Below are 19,628 nucleotides of genomic sequence, written 5' to 3' on the forward strand. Positions count from 1 at the left end.
TCACATCGCTTTTGTTGCTTTAATCTTTCTGCGGGCAAAACGTATATTGACTAGAGTAATAAGCGGACTGCCGATTAAGGTAGGCAAAATCCACAAAGCCCATACAGGTAAGAGATTCAGTCCTGGAATACGCTGCCCGTTAACAACTAAAACTGCTGTAACTACGGCAATGTAAGAGCCGAGCATGCCGCTGATGTGCATAGAAAGCCAGTTTTTTCTTTTCAGCTTTACAGCAAGATAGCCTGTAATGGCGAATGAATAGGAAAAAATCCCGACATACATCAGATAGGCACTTGTTTCCCAATGCATAACAGCCAATGTGACAGAAGACAGCAAAATGACCGCGAATGAAGCATGATAGATTTCCCCAAAAATACGGTGGTACTTGTTTTTTTTAGCTGCACCCATAGCGAGAGGGCCAAAAAGCAAGCAAATACAGCCTGCAGCAATATGAACAAGCAGCATACCCTGAAACAGTTTTATCACTCCTTTTTTATCTAATGGCAAAAAACAGGCAGTCATCATTGACTGCCTGACGTTTATTCTATTCTTTCTTCTCTTACTAAATCCTTCAGCATCACCAAATTCTGCTTTGCCTCCTTATCCTCCGGAAGGAATTCGAGGATTTTCTCTGTGTGGTAAAGCGACAGTTGATACTTTCCTAGCTGAAAATAGCAGTATCCAAGCTGTTTATGGGGGAGCCATGTCCGATATGGCTGACTTTCATCAATAATATAGCTGGAAGGAACAGGTGCATCTATCGCCTGAAGATACCAATATGCACTTTGGGCATACATGTTTTTCTCCAAAAAGTATTCAGCCATCCGGCAGGAAAATTCTGGCCTTGGGATATCAATTTCAAATGTTTTCAGCGAGATTTCCCGTTCTTTTTCTTTGTTGCCCAAATGATAGTAGCAGCTGGCAAGCTTATCAAATACATAAAGCTGCAGTTCAGGCGCTGTTTCTTTATTTCTTAAAAAACGGTAATACGCTTCAATCGCTTTCGGATATTTCTTATGCTTATGAAGCTCTCTGGCATAGTGAAATTCATCATGAGCAGTTAACCCCCTGCCTGAAGCAAGCAATGCTTCATAAATCTGCAGGTTTCGGTCAGAAGCGATCTTTGAGGGATCTTTTTTATGTTTAATTGTTATGTCGCTGTCGAGCTGTGAGAAGGACTCATTCAGGTGCAGGTCCTCATGCACCGCTCCGTACCAGGTGAATGGCTTGGCACGCTTCGTCAGCCGAAGTCTCCTTGTAGCAGATTGAACATTCCCGTAATCATCTGCAAGCGTATGATAAACCATTGAAACAGCATCGATGTCTGAAGACAGGGTTTCTTTCAGCTTTTTCAGTTTTAAGGCATCTTCTTTTTCAATGGTGTCATCAGCATCAAGCCAGAGAATATAATCCTTCGAAGCTTTTTTAAAGGAAAAATTTCTTGCTTCTGAAAAATGGTGATTCCACTTATAATCAAAAACTTTATCTGTCCATTTTTCTGCAAATTCTTTTGATCTGTCCTTTGAGCCAGTATCAACAATAATAATTTCATCGGGAATTCCTTCTATACTCCTCAGGCATCTGTTTAATACGTCCTCTTCATCTTTAATAATCATGCAAAGGCTTATCGTAATCAAATAAGCACCCCGTTTTTCGTTACTTTCTTTATCGTATGGGCGCTGGATTCATTTTGTGATTTCGAAAATTTATATATAATGGCTCTTTGCAAAAAGAGTCATAAAATGTCCAAGCATAAACCATGAGAAGTCAATAGGATAGAAGAGGACTTTGCTCTAAAGTCACTTTTTAAACAAGAAGGAAAGTATATGACCATTCAAAACTTGGTGATTAACGGAGGTTTTGAGACAGGATCACTTTCGCCATGGGTTGGTGTAAATGCATTTGTAACAGGAATATTTTCACACTCAGGCACCTTTTCAGCGGAGCTTATAGGGGGAAATACAGTCTCCTATATCAGTCAGACTGTACAGATTGCAGGCGGGCAGGGCTTTGAATTTCTTGTTTCTCTTGCTAAGGCAGGTTCAGCGCCAGCAGGGCCTGTCCAAATACAAGTTGTCTTTTTGGATGCAGCTGGCTCATCCTTAGCTACAGGGCTTTTCATTACTATTCCTTCTGATAGAATTCCAAACGCTGCTAATAAAACATGGCTTGAAATTTATCAGACAACGCCTCAGGCACCTGCTAATGCAGCGCAAGCCTTCATTCTCATTAATACACTGCCGCAGGCAGGCTCTGCAGATGTCCTTGTTGACGATGCAGCACTTCTGCAAGCAGGCGGGGGAAGCGGCGGCGCCACAGGTGCTACCGGAGCTACAGGAGCTGCCGGGGCTACAGGAGCTACAGGTGGAACTGGAGTTACAGGAGCAACAGGAGCAACAGGAGTTACAGGAGCTACAGGAGTTACAGGAGCTACAGGAGCTACAGGTGGAACTGGAGTTACAGGTGGAACTGGTGTTACTGGTGCAACAGGAGCAACAGGAGCAACAGGAGTTACAGGTGCAACTGGTGTTATGGGTGCAACTGGAGCAACAGGTGCTACGGGAGCAACCGGGGGTACAGGGGCAACAGGCGGTTCGCCGTCACTGAACCGAATTTACGTCACCATTCAGCCGGCAAACATTGTTTCCGTCATTGATGGAAGCACAAATAGCATTATAGCAACGATCCCTGTCGGATCAAATCCAAGGGGAGTAGGGACAGATGCACTGACAAACAGGGTATATGTATCTAACTCTCTAAATAACAATGTTTCAATCATTGATGCATTAAGCAATACAGTCATCGGAACAATCCCGGTCGGATTGAATCCTAATATTATCCGGGTAAACCAAAATACCAATACAATCTATGTAGCAAACGGCAACTCAAGCAGCGTTTCTGTGATCGATGGACTAACCAATACCTTAATTGCGACAGTGCCTGTTGGAGCAAGTCCATTTGGGCTTGGCTTGAACCCTGTGACTAATACGGTTTATGCATCCAGTTTTGCAACGAATAATGTTTCCGTTATAAATGGAGCAACGAACCTTGTGACGGCAACAATCGCTGTTGGCACAAATCCTGTTGGAGTTGATGTTAATCCGTTGCTGAACCGAATTTATACAGCAAACCAGGGGTCCAATAATGTGTCAGTTATTGATGGGGGTTCGAACGTGGTCATTGCCACAGTCCCTGTAGGCAGCGCACCTGCAGATGCAGCAGTCAGCACTTCAGTGAATGCTGTTTATGTAGAAAACCGCAACTCAAATAATGTTAGTGTGATCAGCGGGAATCTGAACACGGTCATTGCTACCATTCCAGTTGGAACAAATCCTAACAGTGCAGCAGCCAATCCTGTTACGAATCGGGTTTATGTCACCAATTTAACGTCACAGAATCTATCCGTCATCAATAGTTTAACAAATACAGTCATTGCTACAGTTGCTTTGCCGGGAAATCCTGCAGGCGTAGGGATTATTCAATAGGAACGAAGGAAAAGAAAAAGCCTGATATCGATATCCGTATCGGTTACCAGGCTTTTCATTTATTTTCTGCGCAAATCTTCCATCTCATTAAAATCTCTAAGGGCTGATTTTAGATGAACCGGTACATATTCTTCATTGCGGTTATATTCAGGATATTGAGGTTTTCCCTGAGTTCTGTACCTAATTTGAAATTCTTCCTGATAGTCTGGCATTTCTTTTGCAGAAGAGGGCTTTTTCATCCCTGCGATCCACGTATCAAAGCGGTAAGTTCCCCGTTCAATAATTTTGCTGAGGTCCTCCAATGACTGAGTGAGATCATTTAGACAATCCATGCCGTTCCTTAAAAGAATGCCTTTCTCCTTAGCTTTCTCAATGGAATGCTCCAAACGGTAGGACTCTTGCTTATAATGAAATTCAATGTAGCAGCTGTTTCGGTCCCAGTTAAATTCAAAGTCTTCAATCTTAAGACGTTTAATCACCTTAATAAGCTTACTCTCACAAATATTTTGTTCCTTGTCAGGCATCCATCTTAAAAGGGTGTTTTTGAAAAGGCGTTTTTTGACCATGCCATCCACCATCCTCTTGTATTTGTGCCAAGCTTTGTTCTTGTTCTAGTAATTTCTACAAAAGGAATGAAATTCCTCCTATTGGAAAGGGGAGATAGTTGAAAAATAGTTTAAATAGAACGTAAAAAAGCGGTAAAATCCATCCTAAGGATTATGCCGCTTCTTATAAATATTAAGTGTATTTAGAGAGCAAATTTTCTGAAGTTGATTTGTCCAGCTCCAGCCGCTAGCCCCTCGAGTCGCTTTACAAAAATCCAAAAAGTCAAAACCGGATTTTCTGGATTTTTGCTCCAGCGCTTGTCGGGGCTGGTCAAGGCGCTTCCGCTTTTCTTTTGATGTCCCAGGCGAGATTCGAACTCACGACCTACAGCTTAGGAGGCTGTCGCTCTATCCTGCTGAGCTACTGAGACAAGGAACTTTAATATTATAGTATGAATAAACCTTATTAGTCAATGAATTGTCTTAATATGATTCACAAGATGAAAGAAAAAGAAGATATAATTTAAGGAGAAGGCTGAAACTTTCTTCTCTAATGTTCGACAATATTAGTAAAGGAATATCAAATTTTTCCTTTGCTGCTATTATTTCATAAATTTGGGGGTTCTATCATTGATGAAAAAACCAATCGTAACTTTGTCCGCAGCATTGATTCTTGTCCTTTCTGCAGGGTGTCAATCCCAGCAGTCCACTCAAAGCAGTCCGAAGCAGGAGAATACACAGAAGGAACCTCAGTCTCAAATTGAACAGAAGGAAGAAGGAAAGCAGGAAACACCTGCTGCCGGCCAGCAGGATCAGGAGAAGGCTAATACAGAAACAAACGGGAATGCCGGTGAAGGATCAACAGATGGCAATTCTCAAAAGGCTGATCAGGAAACAGGAACCAGTGAAAATGAAAAGGATTCAGGCAGCACTTCTGACTCTCAGTCAGCAGAAAATGCCGATCAGACAGCAGAAAATCCAGATGTACCCTATATGTCACCATTTGAGCTGCGCGAAGAATTGCAGCTTGGCATGACAAAGCAGCAGGTAGGCGATTTGCTGCAAAATTCGAATCCTGCGGAAGTGAAAGGGGAAAATGGCGATACGCTTTCCCGCTATGATTATATGGCGCATGATGGGGCAAAGCCTGCAGATGATAAGGAATATGACGCCGATGCATTAAAATCAGACAAGCTTGAGGCTCAAATTGACGTAAAGTGGGATCAAGACGGAAAGGCAGAAAGCTTTACGATTTATCATAAAAATGATGATGGCCATATCCTGAAATATCACTCGGATTCCTCCATTCAAGAAGAAACAACAGCTGAATAATTTTTTGCAGCCGTTAGAGGACTTGCTGCATCTGCAGCGAATATTCACAATAAAATCTATCTTTCACTAAGGAGAGAGATCCTATGCTGCGCCTTAAAAGAATAAGTGTCCCATTTCTCATGGTTTCTGTTTTACTCTTTTTCATCCCGGCAGGAGCAAATGCCGAGAAAGCTTCTTTTACAGGCAAAACCATGACCTATATCACTTCATTGAATGAAAGCAATGGGCAATTGAAGGCGTCATTTAATTATATTCAATGGTATTTCGGAAAGGATGCGGACAGGGAATTTCTAAAGGATTGCGGCTGCAAAAAAGAGCTTGGCGGCGCACCAGACGGCTATTATATCCGCGATGCGAGCAAAAAGATCAGAAGCTTTCCTGTTTCAAAAAATGCAAAGTATGTTCTGCAGACCAGGACAGACGAAATTAAATGGAATGAAAAAGTAAGCAAAGCGCAGTTTATGACTTTTTACAAAAAAACAAAGAAGTACCAGCTGCCATTTAAAATAACGATCAAAAACGGTGTTGTCACAAGCATTACAGAACAATATGTTCCATGAAGAGGAGGAAGGCGCAAAGCCTTCCTTTTTTCTTTGCTGTATTGGGACTAGAACCGGTAAAAATGCTCTGGACTGATTCGCTTTTCTGCGCTTTCTCCAGTTAATTAAGCAGATTCGCTGTATATCGCAGCCAGCGGCCTGGCATTTCATTCAATACAGGTTTTACATTTATATTTACAGGTTCACCCTCATCAAGCGGTTTACTTTCTTTCTATGCAGGATATTTAATTTATATCCAGCACCAATCGCCATCAGAATCTCCACAAATTGGTTTATCGTGAAAGCTCTCCGTAAATGTGGGAAATATGCACTAAGCCGATCCCCATTTTTCACTAATATAGTTGCTGGAATTCCGCAAAATATAAGGAAAGCAGAATTTTTTGTTTGACGGCAAATTTGGAAAGATTTAATATGGTTATGTTAAGTAACCTAATGAACATAAATAACGGATGGATGGCAAAGAGCCGATTTCCGACCAAATAAGGGGGATGACGATGGTTAAGATCGCACCATCAATTTTGTCAGCGGATTTTGGTAAGCTGGCAGATGAAATCAGAGATGCAGAAGCAGGAGGAGCAGATTATATTCATGTCGATGTCATGGATGGACATTTTGTTCCGAACATTACAATCGGGCCGCTTATTGTAGAAGCGATTCGCCCTGTTACTCAGCTTCCATTGGATGTTCATTTAATGATCACCAACCCTGATCAATACATTCCCGTTTTTGCTGAAGCTGGCGCGGACATTATTACGGTTCATGCAGAAGCTTGTCCTCATCTTCACAGGACAATCCAGCTAATCAAAAGCCACAATGTGAAAGCAGGCGTTGTACTGAATCCGGCTACACCTGTTGAGCATGTTCAGCATGTACTGGAAGATATTGATATGGTGCTGTTAATGACGGTTAATCCAGGATTTGGCGGCCAGAAGTTTATCCGCAGTGTGCTGCCTAAAATTAAGCAGCTGAAGGAAATGGCGGATGAAAAAGGGCTGGGTTTTGAGATAGAAGTGGACGGCGGAATCAATGAAGCGACAGCAAAGCTTTGCACTGATGCAGGGGCAAACGTGCTTGTTGCAGGATCAGCAGTATTCGGCCATACAGACCGCAAAGATGCCATTGCACGAATTCGTGAGGCTGCTTTGTAAGAAATTCTCCACTTGAAAATTTAAAATGACTGAAAGGAAAATCATCATGAGCATAATTGACTCTAAAATTATAGAAACGCAATACGGGCAGGAACTGTATATGGACCAGTCTGTAAAAGTAGAAGCGGACATGCTTCAGCAGCCTGAAGAAAGCAGACCTTTTTACGGACTTCGGATTGGCGTAGAATATTTCCTGCTTCGCGATAAGCATTTTACTATTGAAAAAAATTACTTTTGGATCCTGATGGATCAAGGCTTAAAAATGGTATCATTAGCAGAGACGGATACAGAAAGCCTTTTCGCAGTGAAAAGTGAGCAGGAACGAAGCGATACAAAACAATTGATCGGTGACTGGCTTATCAAGACAGATGCGTATAAACAGGCGATTCTAAGGCTGATTGAGCAGTATAAATCAGAGAATGTAGCAACCGAAGCAGAAATCCGCAAGATAATGCAGGCCAATCAATTTTTGGAAAAACTTATGATGCTTAAACCGGAAAATATTGAACAGGCTGAAGTGGAAAAAGAAGACGCAATTCTTGAGCAAGCCCTTTAATTACTGCAGAGCGGGGGAATAACAATGAACGAAAAGCAGCTGGTTGGCGAAAGAGCTGCAGCGCTGGTAAAGGATGGAATGACTGTTGGCCTTGGCACAGGCTCAACGGTTTTCTACACCATCAAAAAGCTTGCTGCGCTGGCAGCAGACGGCCTCAATATTAAGGGAATCCCCACTTCAGAGCAAACAGAGAAGCTGGCGCTTGAAGGCGGCATTCCGCTAATTTCCTTTGCTGAAGCAGAGTCGATCGATATTGCCATTGACGGGGCAGATGAAGCAGATCCTAGCGGCTGTTTAATTAAAGGCGGCGGCGGCGCCCTTCTTAGAGAAAAAATTATTGCGAAAGCGGCCAAAAAGTTTGTCGTTGTGGCAGACTCAAAAAAAATTGTGCAGTCTCTCGGTGCATTTGGCCTTCCTGTTGAAGTGGTCCCTTTTGGATATGAGATGACAGAAAGGCACATCCAGTGCCTTGGTGCAAGCACAGTTCTTCGCCAGCAGGAAAACAAACCTTTCGTAACAGATAACGGCAATTACATTTTCGACTGTGATTTTAAACAAATCACAGACCCTGGAACCCTTGAACGCAATTTGAATATGATTCCCGGTGTTGTGGAAAATGGATTATTTGTCAGCATGGCGGATCTCATCATTACAGCAGATGAACAAAAAAATATTAAAGAACTGCCATTTTAATGAAAGCCATAGGAAGGTACTTCCTATGGCTTTTTGCATATTAAGCCCGTATGTAACCAAAATAAAAAGGAATTGATTTTAATCAATTCCTTTTAAAAACGGGGCGATCCTTACAGCCATTTCAGCGCCCAGTCTTCCACCGTCTGAAGAGCTTTGCCGAGTTCATAGCCTTTTCTGGTCAAAGAATACTCCGTTCTGACAGGCCTGTCTGTAATGACGTTCCGGATCACGATGCCGTAATCCTCCAGTTCTTTAATACGTTCATTCAGCATTCGTTTGCTTAAGCTTGGAATAAATGCATGAATTTCACTGAATCTTTTCGGTTCTTCCATTAAAGTATGGATGATCAGTCCCATCCATTTTTTGCCGATAAAATGATAGGAGTCCTCAATTTTTTCACTAAGCGGCCGCTTGCTCGTTTCCTCAGGCATGCTAGTCCTCCCTTCCATCAAATGTATATGTAAAGCATTTTCCCTAAAACAGCAAAATCTGATCATTTCGTTAGTTTGTTTATCCGTTATTATAACAAAAAAAGTAACCAGGTAAACATTTATTTACGAAACGCAGAAATTATGGTGAAAGGGCAATTTAGGATGGCAGATTTCGTCCTGCAGGGAATTTGATATGTCATAATTTCCAAAAAGGATATACTCTTTTTTTGATGAAACCTCTATCAATTACTCACTATGAGCAATGAGTGATACTAATTCGCATCCGCTGAAAAAAAGCATTCCGCCTCAGACAGAACAAGGAAATGAGCAGTTCATATTTTGTACACAAATCTCTTGACTCATGAAAATAAGAGGAGTAGGATAGGTTACGTAATATAACCTATATAATAAAAATCACCTTAAGATTTTCTTAGGGAGAATAGATTTCAGCAAGAGGGAGGAACACAAATGGAATCCATGACTTTTGTTCTGTTTGGCGGTACAGGTGACTTAGCAAAAAGAAAAATATATCCTGCTTTGTACAACCTGTTTCTGGAAGGAAAGCTGCCTGAAGCTTTCTCGATAATCGGCCTTGGCAGAAACGAAATGACTCATACAGAATTTCAGCATTATGTAGCGCAATCATTGATGTCTTTTTCACGCCGAAAATTCACTGAGTCAGCGGATACAGAAAAATTCCTTCAGACATTTCAATATTCCGCATTGGATGCAAGAAATCCTGAAGATTTTAATTCGCTCCGCCAATTGGTTGAACAGCGCGAAAAAGAACTGAAACTTCCGCAAAACAGAATGTTTTATCTTTCTGTAGCCCCGGAATTTTTTGATGTGATCGCATTGAATATAAAAGAAAGCGGGCTTGGAGATACAGAAGGCTGGAAGCGCCTGATTATTGAAAAGCCATTTGGTCATGACCTGGCAAGCGCGCGCGAGCTGAATGAAAAGCTCAGCAAAGCATTTAAAGAGGATGAAATATACCGCATCGACCATTATCTCGGCAAACCGATGGTGCAGAATCTGGAAGCCTTGGAATTCGCAAATCCTGTACTGCAGGCTCTTTGGAACAATCAGTACATTGCGAATGTCCAAATTACCGCCAGTGAAATTGTAGGCGTTGAAGAGCGTGCAGGCTATTATGATACATCAGGTGCAATAAGAGATATGGTGCAAAATCATATGCTTCAAATGCTCATGATGACAGCGATGCATCTGCCGAAGAAAATCAGCTCCCAGGATATTCGGGATGAGAAAAGAATGGTCATGGAATCATTGCGTCCTGTTAATAAGGAAGAAGTATCATCTCAAGTTGTCCGCGGCCAGTATGGAAGCGGCGAAATTCTTGGGAAACCGGCTGTAAGCTATAAAGAAGAGCCAGGCATAGAGCAAACATCTCAAAATGATACCTTTATCGCTGCAAGGCTTTGGATTGATAATGAATTCTGGAGCGGTGTGCCATTTTATATCCGCACAGGCAAACGGATGAAAGAAAAAGCAACCCGCATTGTCATTGAATTCAAAAATCCATTAAAAGAACTTTACAATCTTCAGGATCAGCAGACTGAACCGAATCTTCTCGTTATTGAAATTAATCCAAATGAGAGTGTTTCCTTCAGACTGAACAGCAAAAATCCGCTGAAGGATAACAAAATTGAGCCCGTTCAGGCCGATTTCCGTGCAATGCATGATGATGTGCCTGAAGCGTATGAGCGCCTGATTTTTGATGCTTTGCGCGGTGACAGTACCTTCTTTGCACACTGGGATGAAGTGGAGCTGGCCTGGAAATGGGTTCAGCCAATTCTTGATTCGTTCGCGGACAACACTGTTCCGCTTTATGAATATGCCTCTGGATCTTACGGTCCTAAAGCCGCACATGATCTTCTTGAAGAAGATGGCTTCAGATGGTGGCTTGACAAAAAAGATCAAAAAGATTTAACGATTGCATTGAACGTATAAGAGAAGAATTTAGGAGGAAGTACTGAATGACTAAGAACCTGGAAGCAATAGACATCGATTCTTTAGCAGTAAGCACAATCCGAACACTTTCCATTGATGCAGTAAACGCAGCGAACTCCGGACATCCCGGCCTGCCGATGGGTGCTGCTCCAATGACATACGCACTTTGGGCAAACCATTTGAACCACAATCCTGGAAACTCCCACTGGTTTAACCGCGACCGCTTTGTTCTTTCTGCGGGCCATGGGTCAAGTTTGCTTTACAGCATGCTTCATTTAACAGGCTATGATGTTTCCATTGAAGATCTGAAAAGCTTCCGCCAGCTGAACAGCAAGACTCCTGGACATCCGGAAGTTCACCATACTGATGGTGTTGAAGCAACTACAGGTCCTCTTGGACAAGGTGTATCAACGGCAGTCGGTATGGCAATGGCTGAAGCTCACCTTGCAGCGAAATTTAATCAGGATGGACAAGATGTGGTAGACCACTTCACATATGCGCTTGTAGGCGACGGCGATTTGATGGAAGGTGTCGCATATGAAGCGATGTCAATGGCTGGCCACATGAAGCTCGGCAAACTTGTTGTTCTTTACGATTCCAATGAAATTTCTCTGGACGGTGAATTGAACCTTTCCTTCTCCGAAAATATTCAAAAACGTGCTGAATCCTTTAATTGGCAATATTTGAAGGTAGAAGACGGCAACAATGTTGGGGATATTACTAAAGCAATTGAAGAAGCGAAACTCAACACAGACCAGCCGACAATTATCGAAGTTAGAACAATCATCGGTTTCGGCAGCCCGAAAGTAGCCGGAACAAGCAAAGCTCACGGTGCTCCGCTTGGCGCTGAAGAAGCAAAAGCAACTAAGCTTGCTTACAAATGGCTGTTCGAAGAAGACTTCTTTGTCCCTGAAGAAGTAAAAGAACATTTTGGAGAGCTGAAGAAAAAAGGCGCTCTAAAAGAAGACGAATGGAACAAACTGTTTGCTGAGTATCAATCTGCCCATCCAGAGCTTGCTCAAGAACTGAAAGATGCTATTGAAGGAAAAGTTCTGATTGATGCAAAAGACATTTTGACTTTTGATTCTTCTAAAGCTGTCTCCACACGTGTGGCGAGCGGTCAAGCAATCAATCATTTCGTCAAAACTGTGCCTGGCATCTTTGGAGGAAGTGCAGACCTGTCCGGCTCTACGATGACAGACATTAAAGGCGAAGCAAAGTTCGCGGTTGAATCCTATGCCGGACGCAACGTTTACTTTGGTGTACGCGAGCATGCAATGGGTGCCGCAGGAAACGGTATGGCTCTTCATGGCGGCGTAAAGCCTTTCGTCAGCACTTTCTTTGTGTTTAACGATTACCTTCGTCCGTCCATCCGTCTGGCAGCTATTCAAAATCTGCCTGTAGTCTATGTGTTCACACATGATTCCATTGCTGTAGGCGAAGATGGCCCGACACATGAACCTGTTGAGCATCTTGCAGCACTTCGCGCAATCCCAGGACTGACAGTGATCCGTCCAAGTGATGCGAACGAAACAGCAAATGCATGGGCATATGCCCTTCAGCAGACAGAAGGTCCAATCGCGCTTGTCCTAAGCAGACAAAACCTTCCTGTGTTCGAACAGACAAAGAACAATATCGATGCTCTTTCCAAAGGCGCGTATGTTCTTTCTGAAACAAATGAAAATCCAGAATTGCTTCTGATTGCGACAGGTTCTGAAGTTTCTCTTGCAGAAGATGCGAGAAAAGAACTTGAAAAAGACAATGTTTCTGTCCGCGTTGTCGCAATGCCGAGCTGTGAGCTTTTCGAAGCACAGCCAAAAGAATACAAAGAGGCTGTTCTTCCGAAAAACGTACTGAAACGCGTAACAATTGAAATGGGTATTTCTCAAGGCTGGCAGCAATTCACAGGCTTTGAAGGAAGAAACATGTCCATTGAAACGTTCGGTGCTTCAGGAAAAGGAAATGAAGTAATGGAATTCTTCGGTTTCACAGTGGACAATGTAGTGCGTGTTGCGAAAGAAGTCTTGATCGGCGAGTAACAAAAATTGCTTTTCCCGGTACAAGTTATTTGAACCGGGAAAAGCATCATGATAAATTTTTATTGGAACTATACTTAGGAGGCATAACAACATGAAAGTTGGCTTAATCGGATTAGGAAAAATGGGCTTGAATCTTGGCCAGAACCTTATGGACAACAACCACGAAGTGGCAGCATTTGATTTGAATGCAGATGCAGTGAAACAAATGGTTTCTTTAGGAGCAACAGGCGCTTCAACATTGAAGGAGCTTGCGGAGTCTCTTGAAGCACCAAGAGTACTATGGATCATGGTTCCTCACGGTGTGGTTGATTCAGTTATCGCTGAAGTTTCCCCTTACCTTGAAAAAGGCGACATTATTGTTGAAGCAGGAAACTCTCATTATAAAGAATCTCTTCGCCGCTACGAAGATCTTAAAGCAAAAGGCATCATGTTTATGGACTGCGGTACTTCCGGCGGTATGGAAGGCGCTCGCAACGGTGCTTGCTACATGATCGGCGGAGACAAAGAAGCATGGGAAATCGTTGAACCGATCTTCCGTGACACAGCTGTAGAAAACGGCTACCTTTATGCTGGCCCTGCCGGAAGCGGACATTTCCTGAAAATGGTTCATAACGGCATTGAGTACGGTATGATGGCTGCAATCGGAGAAGGATTCGAAGTTCTGGAAAAGAGCGAATTCAACTACGATTACGAAAAAGTAGCGAGAGTATGGAACAACGGTTCTGTTATCCGTTCTTGGCTGATGGAATTAACTGAAAATGCATTCTCCAAAGATGCGAAGCTTGATGAAATCAGAGGCGTTATGCATTCTTCAGGCGAAGGCAAGTGGACTGTTGAAACAGCTCTTGATCTGCAGGCTGCAACACCAGTAATCGCTATGTCACTTCTCATGCGCTACCGTTCAATGGAAAATGACACGTTCACAGGCAAAGTTGTAGCTGCGCTTCGCAATGAATTCGGCGGACATGCTGTAGAAAAGAAATAAGGCAAAGTTCAACCTGAACTTTACTGATAGATCAAAAATTAACTTGGAGGTTTTATCATGAAATTCTTTATTGATACTGCAAACATGGATGACATCAAAAAAGCTTACAAAGTTGGCGTTCTTTCCGGTGTTACAACTAACCCTTCTCTTGTTGCTAAAGAAGGCGTAAAATTCGAAGACCGCATCGAAGAAATCTGCAAAGCTGTACCTGACATCGAATCAGTATCTGCTGAAGTAACTCCAGTTGCTTTGACTGCTGAAGACATGATCGCAGAAGCAGAAGAATTGATCAAAATCAACGGCGGAGATGAAAAAATCACCGTTAAACTTCCAATGACTATTGCAGGTCTTGAAGCTTGCCGTTACCTGACTAAAAAGGGCGTTAAAACAAACGTTACTCTTATTTTCACTGTAAACCAGGCGCTTCTTGCGGCTCGTGCCGGCGCAACTTATGTGTCTCCATTCCTTGGCCGTTTGGATGATATCTCTGAAGACGGCGTGCAATTGGTAGCTAAAATCGCTGAATTGTTCCGTGTTCACAGCCTTGACGCGCAAATCATTGCTGCATCTGTCCGCCACCCTGACCATGTAACTCGCGTTGCTATGGCTGGCGCTCACATTGCAACAGTGCCTTATAAAGTTATTGAACAGCTGACTAAACATCCCCTTACTGATCAAGGTATGGATAAATTCTCTCAAGATTGGGAAAAAGCTGTTAACAAATAATATTTAGCTCCAGCATAAAGAGGAGCGCCACTTTCCCTGAAAAGATCGTTCTTCATGCCTAAAAGCATCTGAGGAAAGGGCTGGCGCTCCTTTCTTATGCCTTGGACGTGTTAAAATATTTAAAAAAATAGCTAAAAAAGGAGAATGCAAAATGACTGTTTCATTTAATTACAAAAATACGCTGTCTTTCATGAATCAGGGAGAAGTTGACAATCTGACTGAATACGTTAAAGCAGCACATGACATGCTTCATAGCAAAAAAGGTCCAGGTTCTGACTTCCTTGGATGGGTTGATCTTCCGACTGATTATGACAAAGAGGAATTTGACCGTATTAAAAAAGCAGCTGAAAGAATCCGTTCCAACTCTGATGCACTTGTTGTCATCGGAATCGGAGGATCTTATCTAGGGGCAAGAGCAGCAATCGATTCCCTTTCCCACAGCTTCCATAACCAAATGGACGGCAGCACAGAAATCTATTTTGCCGGCCAAAACATCAGCTCAACTTACATTTCTCACCTTTTTGAAGTGCTTGAAGGCAAGGATATCAGTGTGAACGTGATCTCTAAATCAGGTACTACAACTGAGCCGGCTGTAGCATTCCGTATTTTCCGTGAATACATGGAGAAAAAATACGGCAAAGAAGAAGCAAAAAACCGCATTTATGCGACAACAGACAAAGCAAAAGGCGCATTGAAACAAGTAGCAGATGAAGAAGGCTACGAAACATTTGTGATTCCTGATGATGTTGGCGGAAGATATTCTGTTCTGACTGCTGTCGGTTTGCTTCCTATTGCTGCTGCAGGCCTTGATATCGATAAAATGATGGAAGGCGCACGTGCCGCTCAGGACAAATACAACAACTCTGATCTGCTAACAAACGAAAGCTACCAGTATGCAGCTGTTCGAAATGCTCTTTACCGCAAAGGGAAAACAATTGAACTGCTAGTCAACTACGAACCAGCGCTGCACTATGTGTCTGAATGGTGGAAACAGCTGTTCGGAGAGAGCGAAGGTAAAGACCATAAAGGACTATTCCCTGCTTCTGTTGATTTCTCAACTGACCTTCACTCCATGGGACAATACGTTCAAGAAGGCCGCCGCGACCTGATTGAAACAGTTGTTCAAGTGAAAAAGCCGAAAGTGGAAGTAACGATTCAGGAAGATCCGGCTAACACAGACGGTTTGAACTTCCTTGCAGGCAAAACAATGGATGAAGTAAACAAAAAAGCGTTCCAGGGAACAGTTCTTGCCCACGTTGACGGCCAAGTGCCGAACATGGTGGTTGAACTGGACGAATTAAATGAATACAATTTTGGTGAAATGGTTTACTTCTTCGAAAAAGCATGCGGTATTTCCGGATTGCTGATGGGCGTTAACCCATTTGACCAGCCGGGAGTAGAAGCATACAAGAAAAACATGTTTGCCCTTCTTGGCAAACCTGGATATGAAGCAGAAAAAGAAGAGCTGACAAAGCGTCTTTCTGAATAAGCCTTATCTTGAATCCCTTTGCCGGATTCCTTAATAGGTTGCAGGCAAAGGGATTTTTCTTTTTATTTGATTATAAAATTAACAGCATTGTTATTAACCCTAATGCATGGAGAAAAATGCAAGGGATTACAAAGTAAAGGGGGATCATCATGGATGCTTATTTGCTGATCATCACAGTTGCCGCGATCGCGCTTGTCATCGTCGGAGTTTCCGTTTTTAAATGGCATGCGTTTATCAGTCTGCTTGCAGCGAGTCTATTTTTAGCCCTCCTCGCCGGCATGTCTCTTGATAAAATAGCAACGGCCTATGAAACGGGAGTCGGAGGCGTGCTTGGGCATCTTGTCGGAATTCTTGCACTCGGAACGATTCTTGGGAAAATGATGGCAGATTCCGGAGCCGGCATGCAAGTTGCAGACTTTTTTGTAAAGGTTTTCGGAGTTAAAAAATTACCTTGGGCGATGCTGATTTCAGGGTTTATCATCGGCATACCGGTCTTTTTTGAAGTCGGGATTCTCATTCTTTTACCGCTTGTGATTTCCATTCAAAAATCCTCCAAACAAAATATTCTGCTGATCGCCCTGCCGGTTATTGCCGGGCTTTCCATCGTTCATGGCCTTGTGCCGCCGCATCCCGGCGCACTTGCTGCTATTGGGATTTACAAAGCAAACCTTGGCCATGTGCTGCTCTACAGTTTAATTATCGCCATACCAACATCCATTATCGCCGGTCCATTGTTTGCCAAGTGGATACATAAGCGGGTGGTGCCAGAGGGCGAACCTGAACTGATCAGGATTAACACAAACAAGAAAAGCCTGCCTGGTACGGGAATCTCTTTTCTTACCATTCTTCTGCCTGTCATTTTAATGATTTTGGCAGCAGCTGCGCCTTATGTGCCATTTCCGGAAGGCCTGCAAAAAGTATTTGCCTTTATAGGGAGCCCTGTCATTGCTCTTTTCATTTCTGTTTTTGCCGCTTATTACTTCCTTGGCATCCGTCAGGGAATGGACAAAAACCAGTTGAAAAAAATGACAGAAGAGTGCATTCTTCCTGTCGGTTCCATTATTCTGATCATCGGAGCGGGCGGAGGATTTAAGCAAATCCTGATTGACAGCGGTGTGGGGGATGTCATCGCCGGCTTGTCTGAACAGATGTCACTTTCACCGCTTGTGCTGGCGTTTTTGATCGCTGGACTGATCCGGATTGCAACTGGTTCGGCAACGGTTGCCTTAACAACTGCTGCTGGCATTGTAGCGCCTGTTGCAGCTAAGATGACAGGTGTTAACCTTGAACTGCTCGTTATAGCAACAGGAGCGGGATCACTCATGTTCTCCCATGTAAATGACGCTGGGTTCTGGATGGTGAAAGAATATCTTGGCCTGACAGTGAAAGAAACCTTTAAAACATGGACAGTGCTTGAGACGCTGCTTTCATTTATTGCCTTTGGAGGAGCACTCCTGCTGAGCCTTTTTGTCTAATAGTTTTACCATCATGATCGTGTTATGATATCAGAGGGAGAGCTCAAAGAATGCTTTGAGCTTCTTTCTCTGTATAAATTATGGAAAGAAAATAAATGATTACTTAGCATGTTCGGCGCCGGGCAGAAGACTCATAGAGCTTGCGCTTTTCTTATGAAGGAGGAAATCGAGATGACTCAGAAATATGCCATTGGGGTTGACATCGGGACGACAAGTACAAAATCAGTCCTGTTTAAAACAGATGGAACAGTGCTGTCAAAGCACGGAGTAGAATACCCGCTGCATTCGCCAACGCCTGAAACAGCAGAGCAGGATCCTGATCAGATTTTCAGGGCAGTTGTTGAAACAATCAGAGAAACAATTAAAACAGCAGACATTCAGTCAGCTGATATCATATGCGTTTCCTTCAGCTCTGCCATGCACAGCGTGATTGCAGTGGATGAATCAGGGATGCCTCTGACTCAGTGCATCACATGGGCAGATAACAGAAGTGCCGAATGGACAAAGAAGATAAAAGAGGAAATGAACGGCCACGAGATTTATTTGAGAACAGGCACTCCGATTCATCCAATGTCTCCGCTTTCCAAGCTTCTGTGGCTGAAAAACGAGAAGAGCGATATTTTCGAAAAAACCCATAAATTTATTTCGATCAAAGAATACATTTTCCATAAGCTGTTTGGTGAGTTTGTCATCGATTATTCAATCGCTTCAGCGACAGGGATGTTTAATTTGAAAAACCTTGCCTGGGACGAAGAGGCATTAACTGTTGCCGGTGTAACAGAGGACAAGCTTTCAACACCAGTGCCGACAACTCACAGCCTTCAAGGGCTTAAAGAAGAGTATGCAAAAGAAATGAACTTGCCGCCAGAAACGCCGTTCGTAACAGGAGCAAGTGACGGGGTCCTTTCAAACCTTGGAGTAAACGCCATCGGAAAAGGAGAAGTAGCGGTCACAATCGGCACCAGCGGCGCCATCCGCGCTGTGACAGATAAGCCTGTCACAGATCCGAAAGGCCGAATCTTCTGCTATGCTCTGACAGAAAATCATTGGGTCATCGGCGGTCCTGTTAATAACGGGGGAATGATTTTCCGCTGGGCAAAAGAAGAGCTTGGGGCTTCTGAAGTAGAAGCAGCTAAAAGACTTGGAAGAGATCCTTATGAAATTTTGACCGAAATTGCGTCTAAAGTTAAAGCAGGATCTGACGGATTGCTATTCCATCCTTACATGGCAGGGGAAAGAGCGCCGCTTTGGGATTCCAATGCAAGAGGCTCCTTTTTCGGCCTTGGGCTTCACCACCGAAAAGAACATTTAATCAGAGCGGTGCTGGAAGGCGTTATTTTTAACCTTTACACCGTGCTGCTTGCATTGAAAGAATTGATTGGCGAACCGAAAAAAATCCAGGCAACAGGCGGATTTGCCAGATCACCGCTTTGGCGCCAAATGATGGCGGACATTTTCCATCAGGATATCAGTGTGCCGGAAAGCTTTGAAAGCTCCTGCCTTGGTGCCGTTATCCTTGGCCTTTACGGGCTTGGAGAAGTTGATTCACTGAATGTTGTATCAGACATGGTAGGTGCCACACATAAGCACAAGCCGCATGAAAAAACAGTCGAGATCTATAAAGAACTGGCCCCAATTTATATCAGGCTTTCCCGTCTTCTAAAGGAAGAATATGAAGCCATTGCTGATTTTCAGAAAAAGCATGTATGAAAAAAAGACCCTTTGCGAAGGGTCTTTTTTTCATAGGATCAGAATTTATGAATGTATTTAGATCTCCAGCTCCAGTGTTTCTAGGGGCTGAACGAGCGGCTTCCGCTTTTCTAGTTTATTGCATATAACTAACAGCCCACTGCTTAATGGGGCCTAATATATTCCCGAGTGCTGCACCTTTTTTGGTGAGCAGATATTCTGTCCGAATCGGTCTTTCGGCAATAACGTAGCGGACTACAATGCCATGCTCTTCCAGTTCCTTCATCCGTTCAGTGAGCATCCGCTTGCTCAAATCAGGGATCATTTTATGAATTTCGCTAAAGCGCTTTGGACCTTCTGACAGCACATAAATGATTAAACCAGTCCATCTTTTCCCGATAATCTCGAAGCTTCGTTCAACGCATGACTCCAGTTCTTGACGCTCTAACATTTTCACACATCCCCTTTTTGAGTTAACCGAAAAATACCTTGTGTATTTATTGT

The 19,628-nt window shown here is 43.2% G+C and carries 18 protein-coding genes and 1 tRNA gene; 13 read left to right on the forward strand and 6 right to left on the reverse strand.

Annotation, left to right across the window (positions count from 1 at the left end; translation table 11 throughout):
- Together LRR81_RS12270 and LRR81_RS12275 are read right to left on the reverse strand one after the other, a co-directional pair.
- A complete protein-coding gene (locus tag LRR81_RS12270) occupies positions 1-483 on the reverse strand; it encodes a DUF2306 domain-containing protein (RefSeq protein ID WP_231789739.1) in 483 nt (160 codons plus the stop codon).
- Between the two features lie 56 nt (positions 484-539).
- The gene (locus LRR81_RS12275; protein WP_231789662.1) at positions 540-1,637 is read right to left on the reverse strand and encodes a tetratricopeptide repeat-containing glycosyltransferase family 2 protein; all 1,098 of its coding nucleotides are present in this window, start codon (positions 1,635-1,637) and stop codon (positions 540-542) included.
- A 189-nt stretch (positions 1,638-1,826) separates the two neighbouring features.
- On the opposite strand from LRR81_RS12275, the gene LRR81_RS12280 reads away from it, so the two are divergent.
- A complete protein-coding gene (locus LRR81_RS12280; RefSeq protein WP_231789663.1) occupies positions 1,827-3,485 on the forward strand; it encodes an NTTRR-F1 domain in 1,659 nt (552 codons plus the stop codon).
- Between the two features lie 59 nt (positions 3,486-3,544).
- Here LRR81_RS12280 and LRR81_RS12285 read toward each other — a convergent pair whose 3' ends face one another.
- Both LRR81_RS12285 and LRR81_RS12290 read right to left on the reverse strand, forming a co-directional pair.
- Positions 3,545-4,051, reverse strand: coding sequence for a hypothetical protein (locus tag LRR81_RS12285; RefSeq protein WP_231789664.1), 507 nt, complete (start codon positions 4,049-4,051; stop codon positions 3,545-3,547).
- A 336-nt stretch (positions 4,052-4,387) separates the two neighbouring features.
- A tRNA-Arg gene (locus LRR81_RS12290) sits at positions 4,388-4,461 on the reverse strand.
- Positions 4,462-4,660: 199 nt separating this feature from the next.
- On the opposite strand from LRR81_RS12290, the gene LRR81_RS12295 reads away from it, so the two are divergent.
- The 5 genes from LRR81_RS12295 to rpiA all read left to right on the forward strand — a co-directional run bounded on the left by LRR81_RS12295 (position 4,661) and on the right by rpiA (position 8,319).
- Positions 4,661-5,362 (forward strand): hypothetical protein, encoded by a 702-nt coding sequence (locus tag LRR81_RS12295; RefSeq protein WP_231789665.1) that lies wholly within the window; start codon positions 4,661-4,663, stop codon positions 5,360-5,362.
- A gap of 83 nt (positions 5,363-5,445) precedes the next feature.
- The gene (locus LRR81_RS12300; protein ID WP_231789666.1) at positions 5,446-5,922 is read left to right on the forward strand and encodes a hypothetical protein; all 477 of its coding nucleotides are present in this window, start codon (positions 5,446-5,448) and stop codon (positions 5,920-5,922) included.
- Between the two features lie 494 nt (positions 5,923-6,416).
- Positions 6,417-7,070 (forward strand): ribulose-phosphate 3-epimerase, encoded by a 654-nt coding sequence (gene rpe / locus LRR81_RS12305; RefSeq protein WP_231789667.1) that lies wholly within the window; start codon positions 6,417-6,419, stop codon positions 7,068-7,070.
- A 46-nt stretch (positions 7,071-7,116) separates the two neighbouring features.
- The gene (locus LRR81_RS12310; protein WP_231789668.1) at positions 7,117-7,626 is read left to right on the forward strand and encodes a hypothetical protein; all 510 of its coding nucleotides are present in this window, start codon (positions 7,117-7,119) and stop codon (positions 7,624-7,626) included.
- Between the two features lie 24 nt (positions 7,627-7,650).
- Complete coding sequence (gene rpiA / locus LRR81_RS12315; RefSeq protein ID WP_231789669.1) at positions 7,651-8,319, forward strand: ribose-5-phosphate isomerase RpiA; 669 nt, start codon at positions 7,651-7,653, stop codon at positions 8,317-8,319.
- Positions 8,320-8,429: 110 nt separating this feature from the next.
- On the opposite strand, the gene LRR81_RS12320 is transcribed toward rpiA, so the two are convergent.
- Complete coding sequence (locus LRR81_RS12320) at positions 8,430-8,750, reverse strand: winged helix-turn-helix transcriptional regulator (RefSeq protein WP_231789670.1); 321 nt, start codon at positions 8,748-8,750, stop codon at positions 8,430-8,432.
- Positions 8,751-9,218: 468 nt separating this feature from the next.
- On the opposite strand from LRR81_RS12320, the gene zwf reads away from it, so the two are divergent.
- The 7 genes from zwf to gntK all read left to right on the forward strand — a co-directional run bounded on the left by zwf (position 9,219) and on the right by gntK (position 19,145).
- The gene (gene zwf / locus LRR81_RS12325; RefSeq protein WP_231789671.1) at positions 9,219-10,721 is read left to right on the forward strand and encodes a glucose-6-phosphate dehydrogenase; all 1,503 of its coding nucleotides are present in this window, start codon (positions 9,219-9,221) and stop codon (positions 10,719-10,721) included.
- A gap of 26 nt (positions 10,722-10,747) precedes the next feature.
- Complete coding sequence (tkt, locus tag LRR81_RS12330; RefSeq protein WP_231789672.1) at positions 10,748-12,760, forward strand: transketolase; 2,013 nt, start codon at positions 10,748-10,750, stop codon at positions 12,758-12,760.
- A 91-nt stretch (positions 12,761-12,851) separates the two neighbouring features.
- Complete coding sequence (gene gnd, locus LRR81_RS12335) at positions 12,852-13,745, forward strand: phosphogluconate dehydrogenase (NAD(+)-dependent, decarboxylating) (RefSeq protein ID WP_231789673.1); 894 nt, start codon at positions 12,852-12,854, stop codon at positions 13,743-13,745.
- 57 nt (positions 13,746-13,802) lie between these two features.
- Positions 13,803-14,471, forward strand: coding sequence for a fructose-6-phosphate aldolase (fsa, locus tag LRR81_RS12340; RefSeq protein WP_231789674.1), 669 nt, complete (start codon positions 13,803-13,805; stop codon positions 14,469-14,471).
- 151 nt (positions 14,472-14,622) lie between these two features.
- Positions 14,623-15,960, forward strand: a complete 1,338-nt coding sequence (locus LRR81_RS12345) for a glucose-6-phosphate isomerase (protein WP_231789675.1) — start codon at positions 14,623-14,625, stop codon at positions 15,958-15,960.
- A 149-nt stretch (positions 15,961-16,109) separates the two neighbouring features.
- Positions 16,110-17,435, forward strand: a complete 1,326-nt coding sequence (locus LRR81_RS12350) for a GntT/GntP/DsdX family permease (protein WP_231789676.1) — start codon at positions 16,110-16,112, stop codon at positions 17,433-17,435.
- Positions 17,436-17,606: 171 nt separating this feature from the next.
- Positions 17,607-19,145 (forward strand): gluconokinase, encoded by a 1,539-nt coding sequence (gene gntK / locus LRR81_RS12355; protein ID WP_231789677.1) that lies wholly within the window; start codon positions 17,607-17,609, stop codon positions 19,143-19,145.
- A gap of 115 nt (positions 19,146-19,260) precedes the next feature.
- Here gntK and LRR81_RS12360 read toward each other — a convergent pair whose 3' ends face one another.
- Positions 19,261-19,575 (reverse strand): winged helix-turn-helix transcriptional regulator, encoded by a 315-nt coding sequence (locus LRR81_RS12360; RefSeq protein WP_231789678.1) that lies wholly within the window; start codon positions 19,573-19,575, stop codon positions 19,261-19,263.
- Positions 19,576-19,628 lie beyond the last annotated feature (53 nt).

Source organism: Metabacillus kandeliae (assembly GCF_021166585.1).
GTDB classification, from domain to species: domain Bacteria; phylum Bacillota; class Bacilli; order Bacillales; family Bacillaceae; genus Metabacillus_B; species Metabacillus_B kandeliae.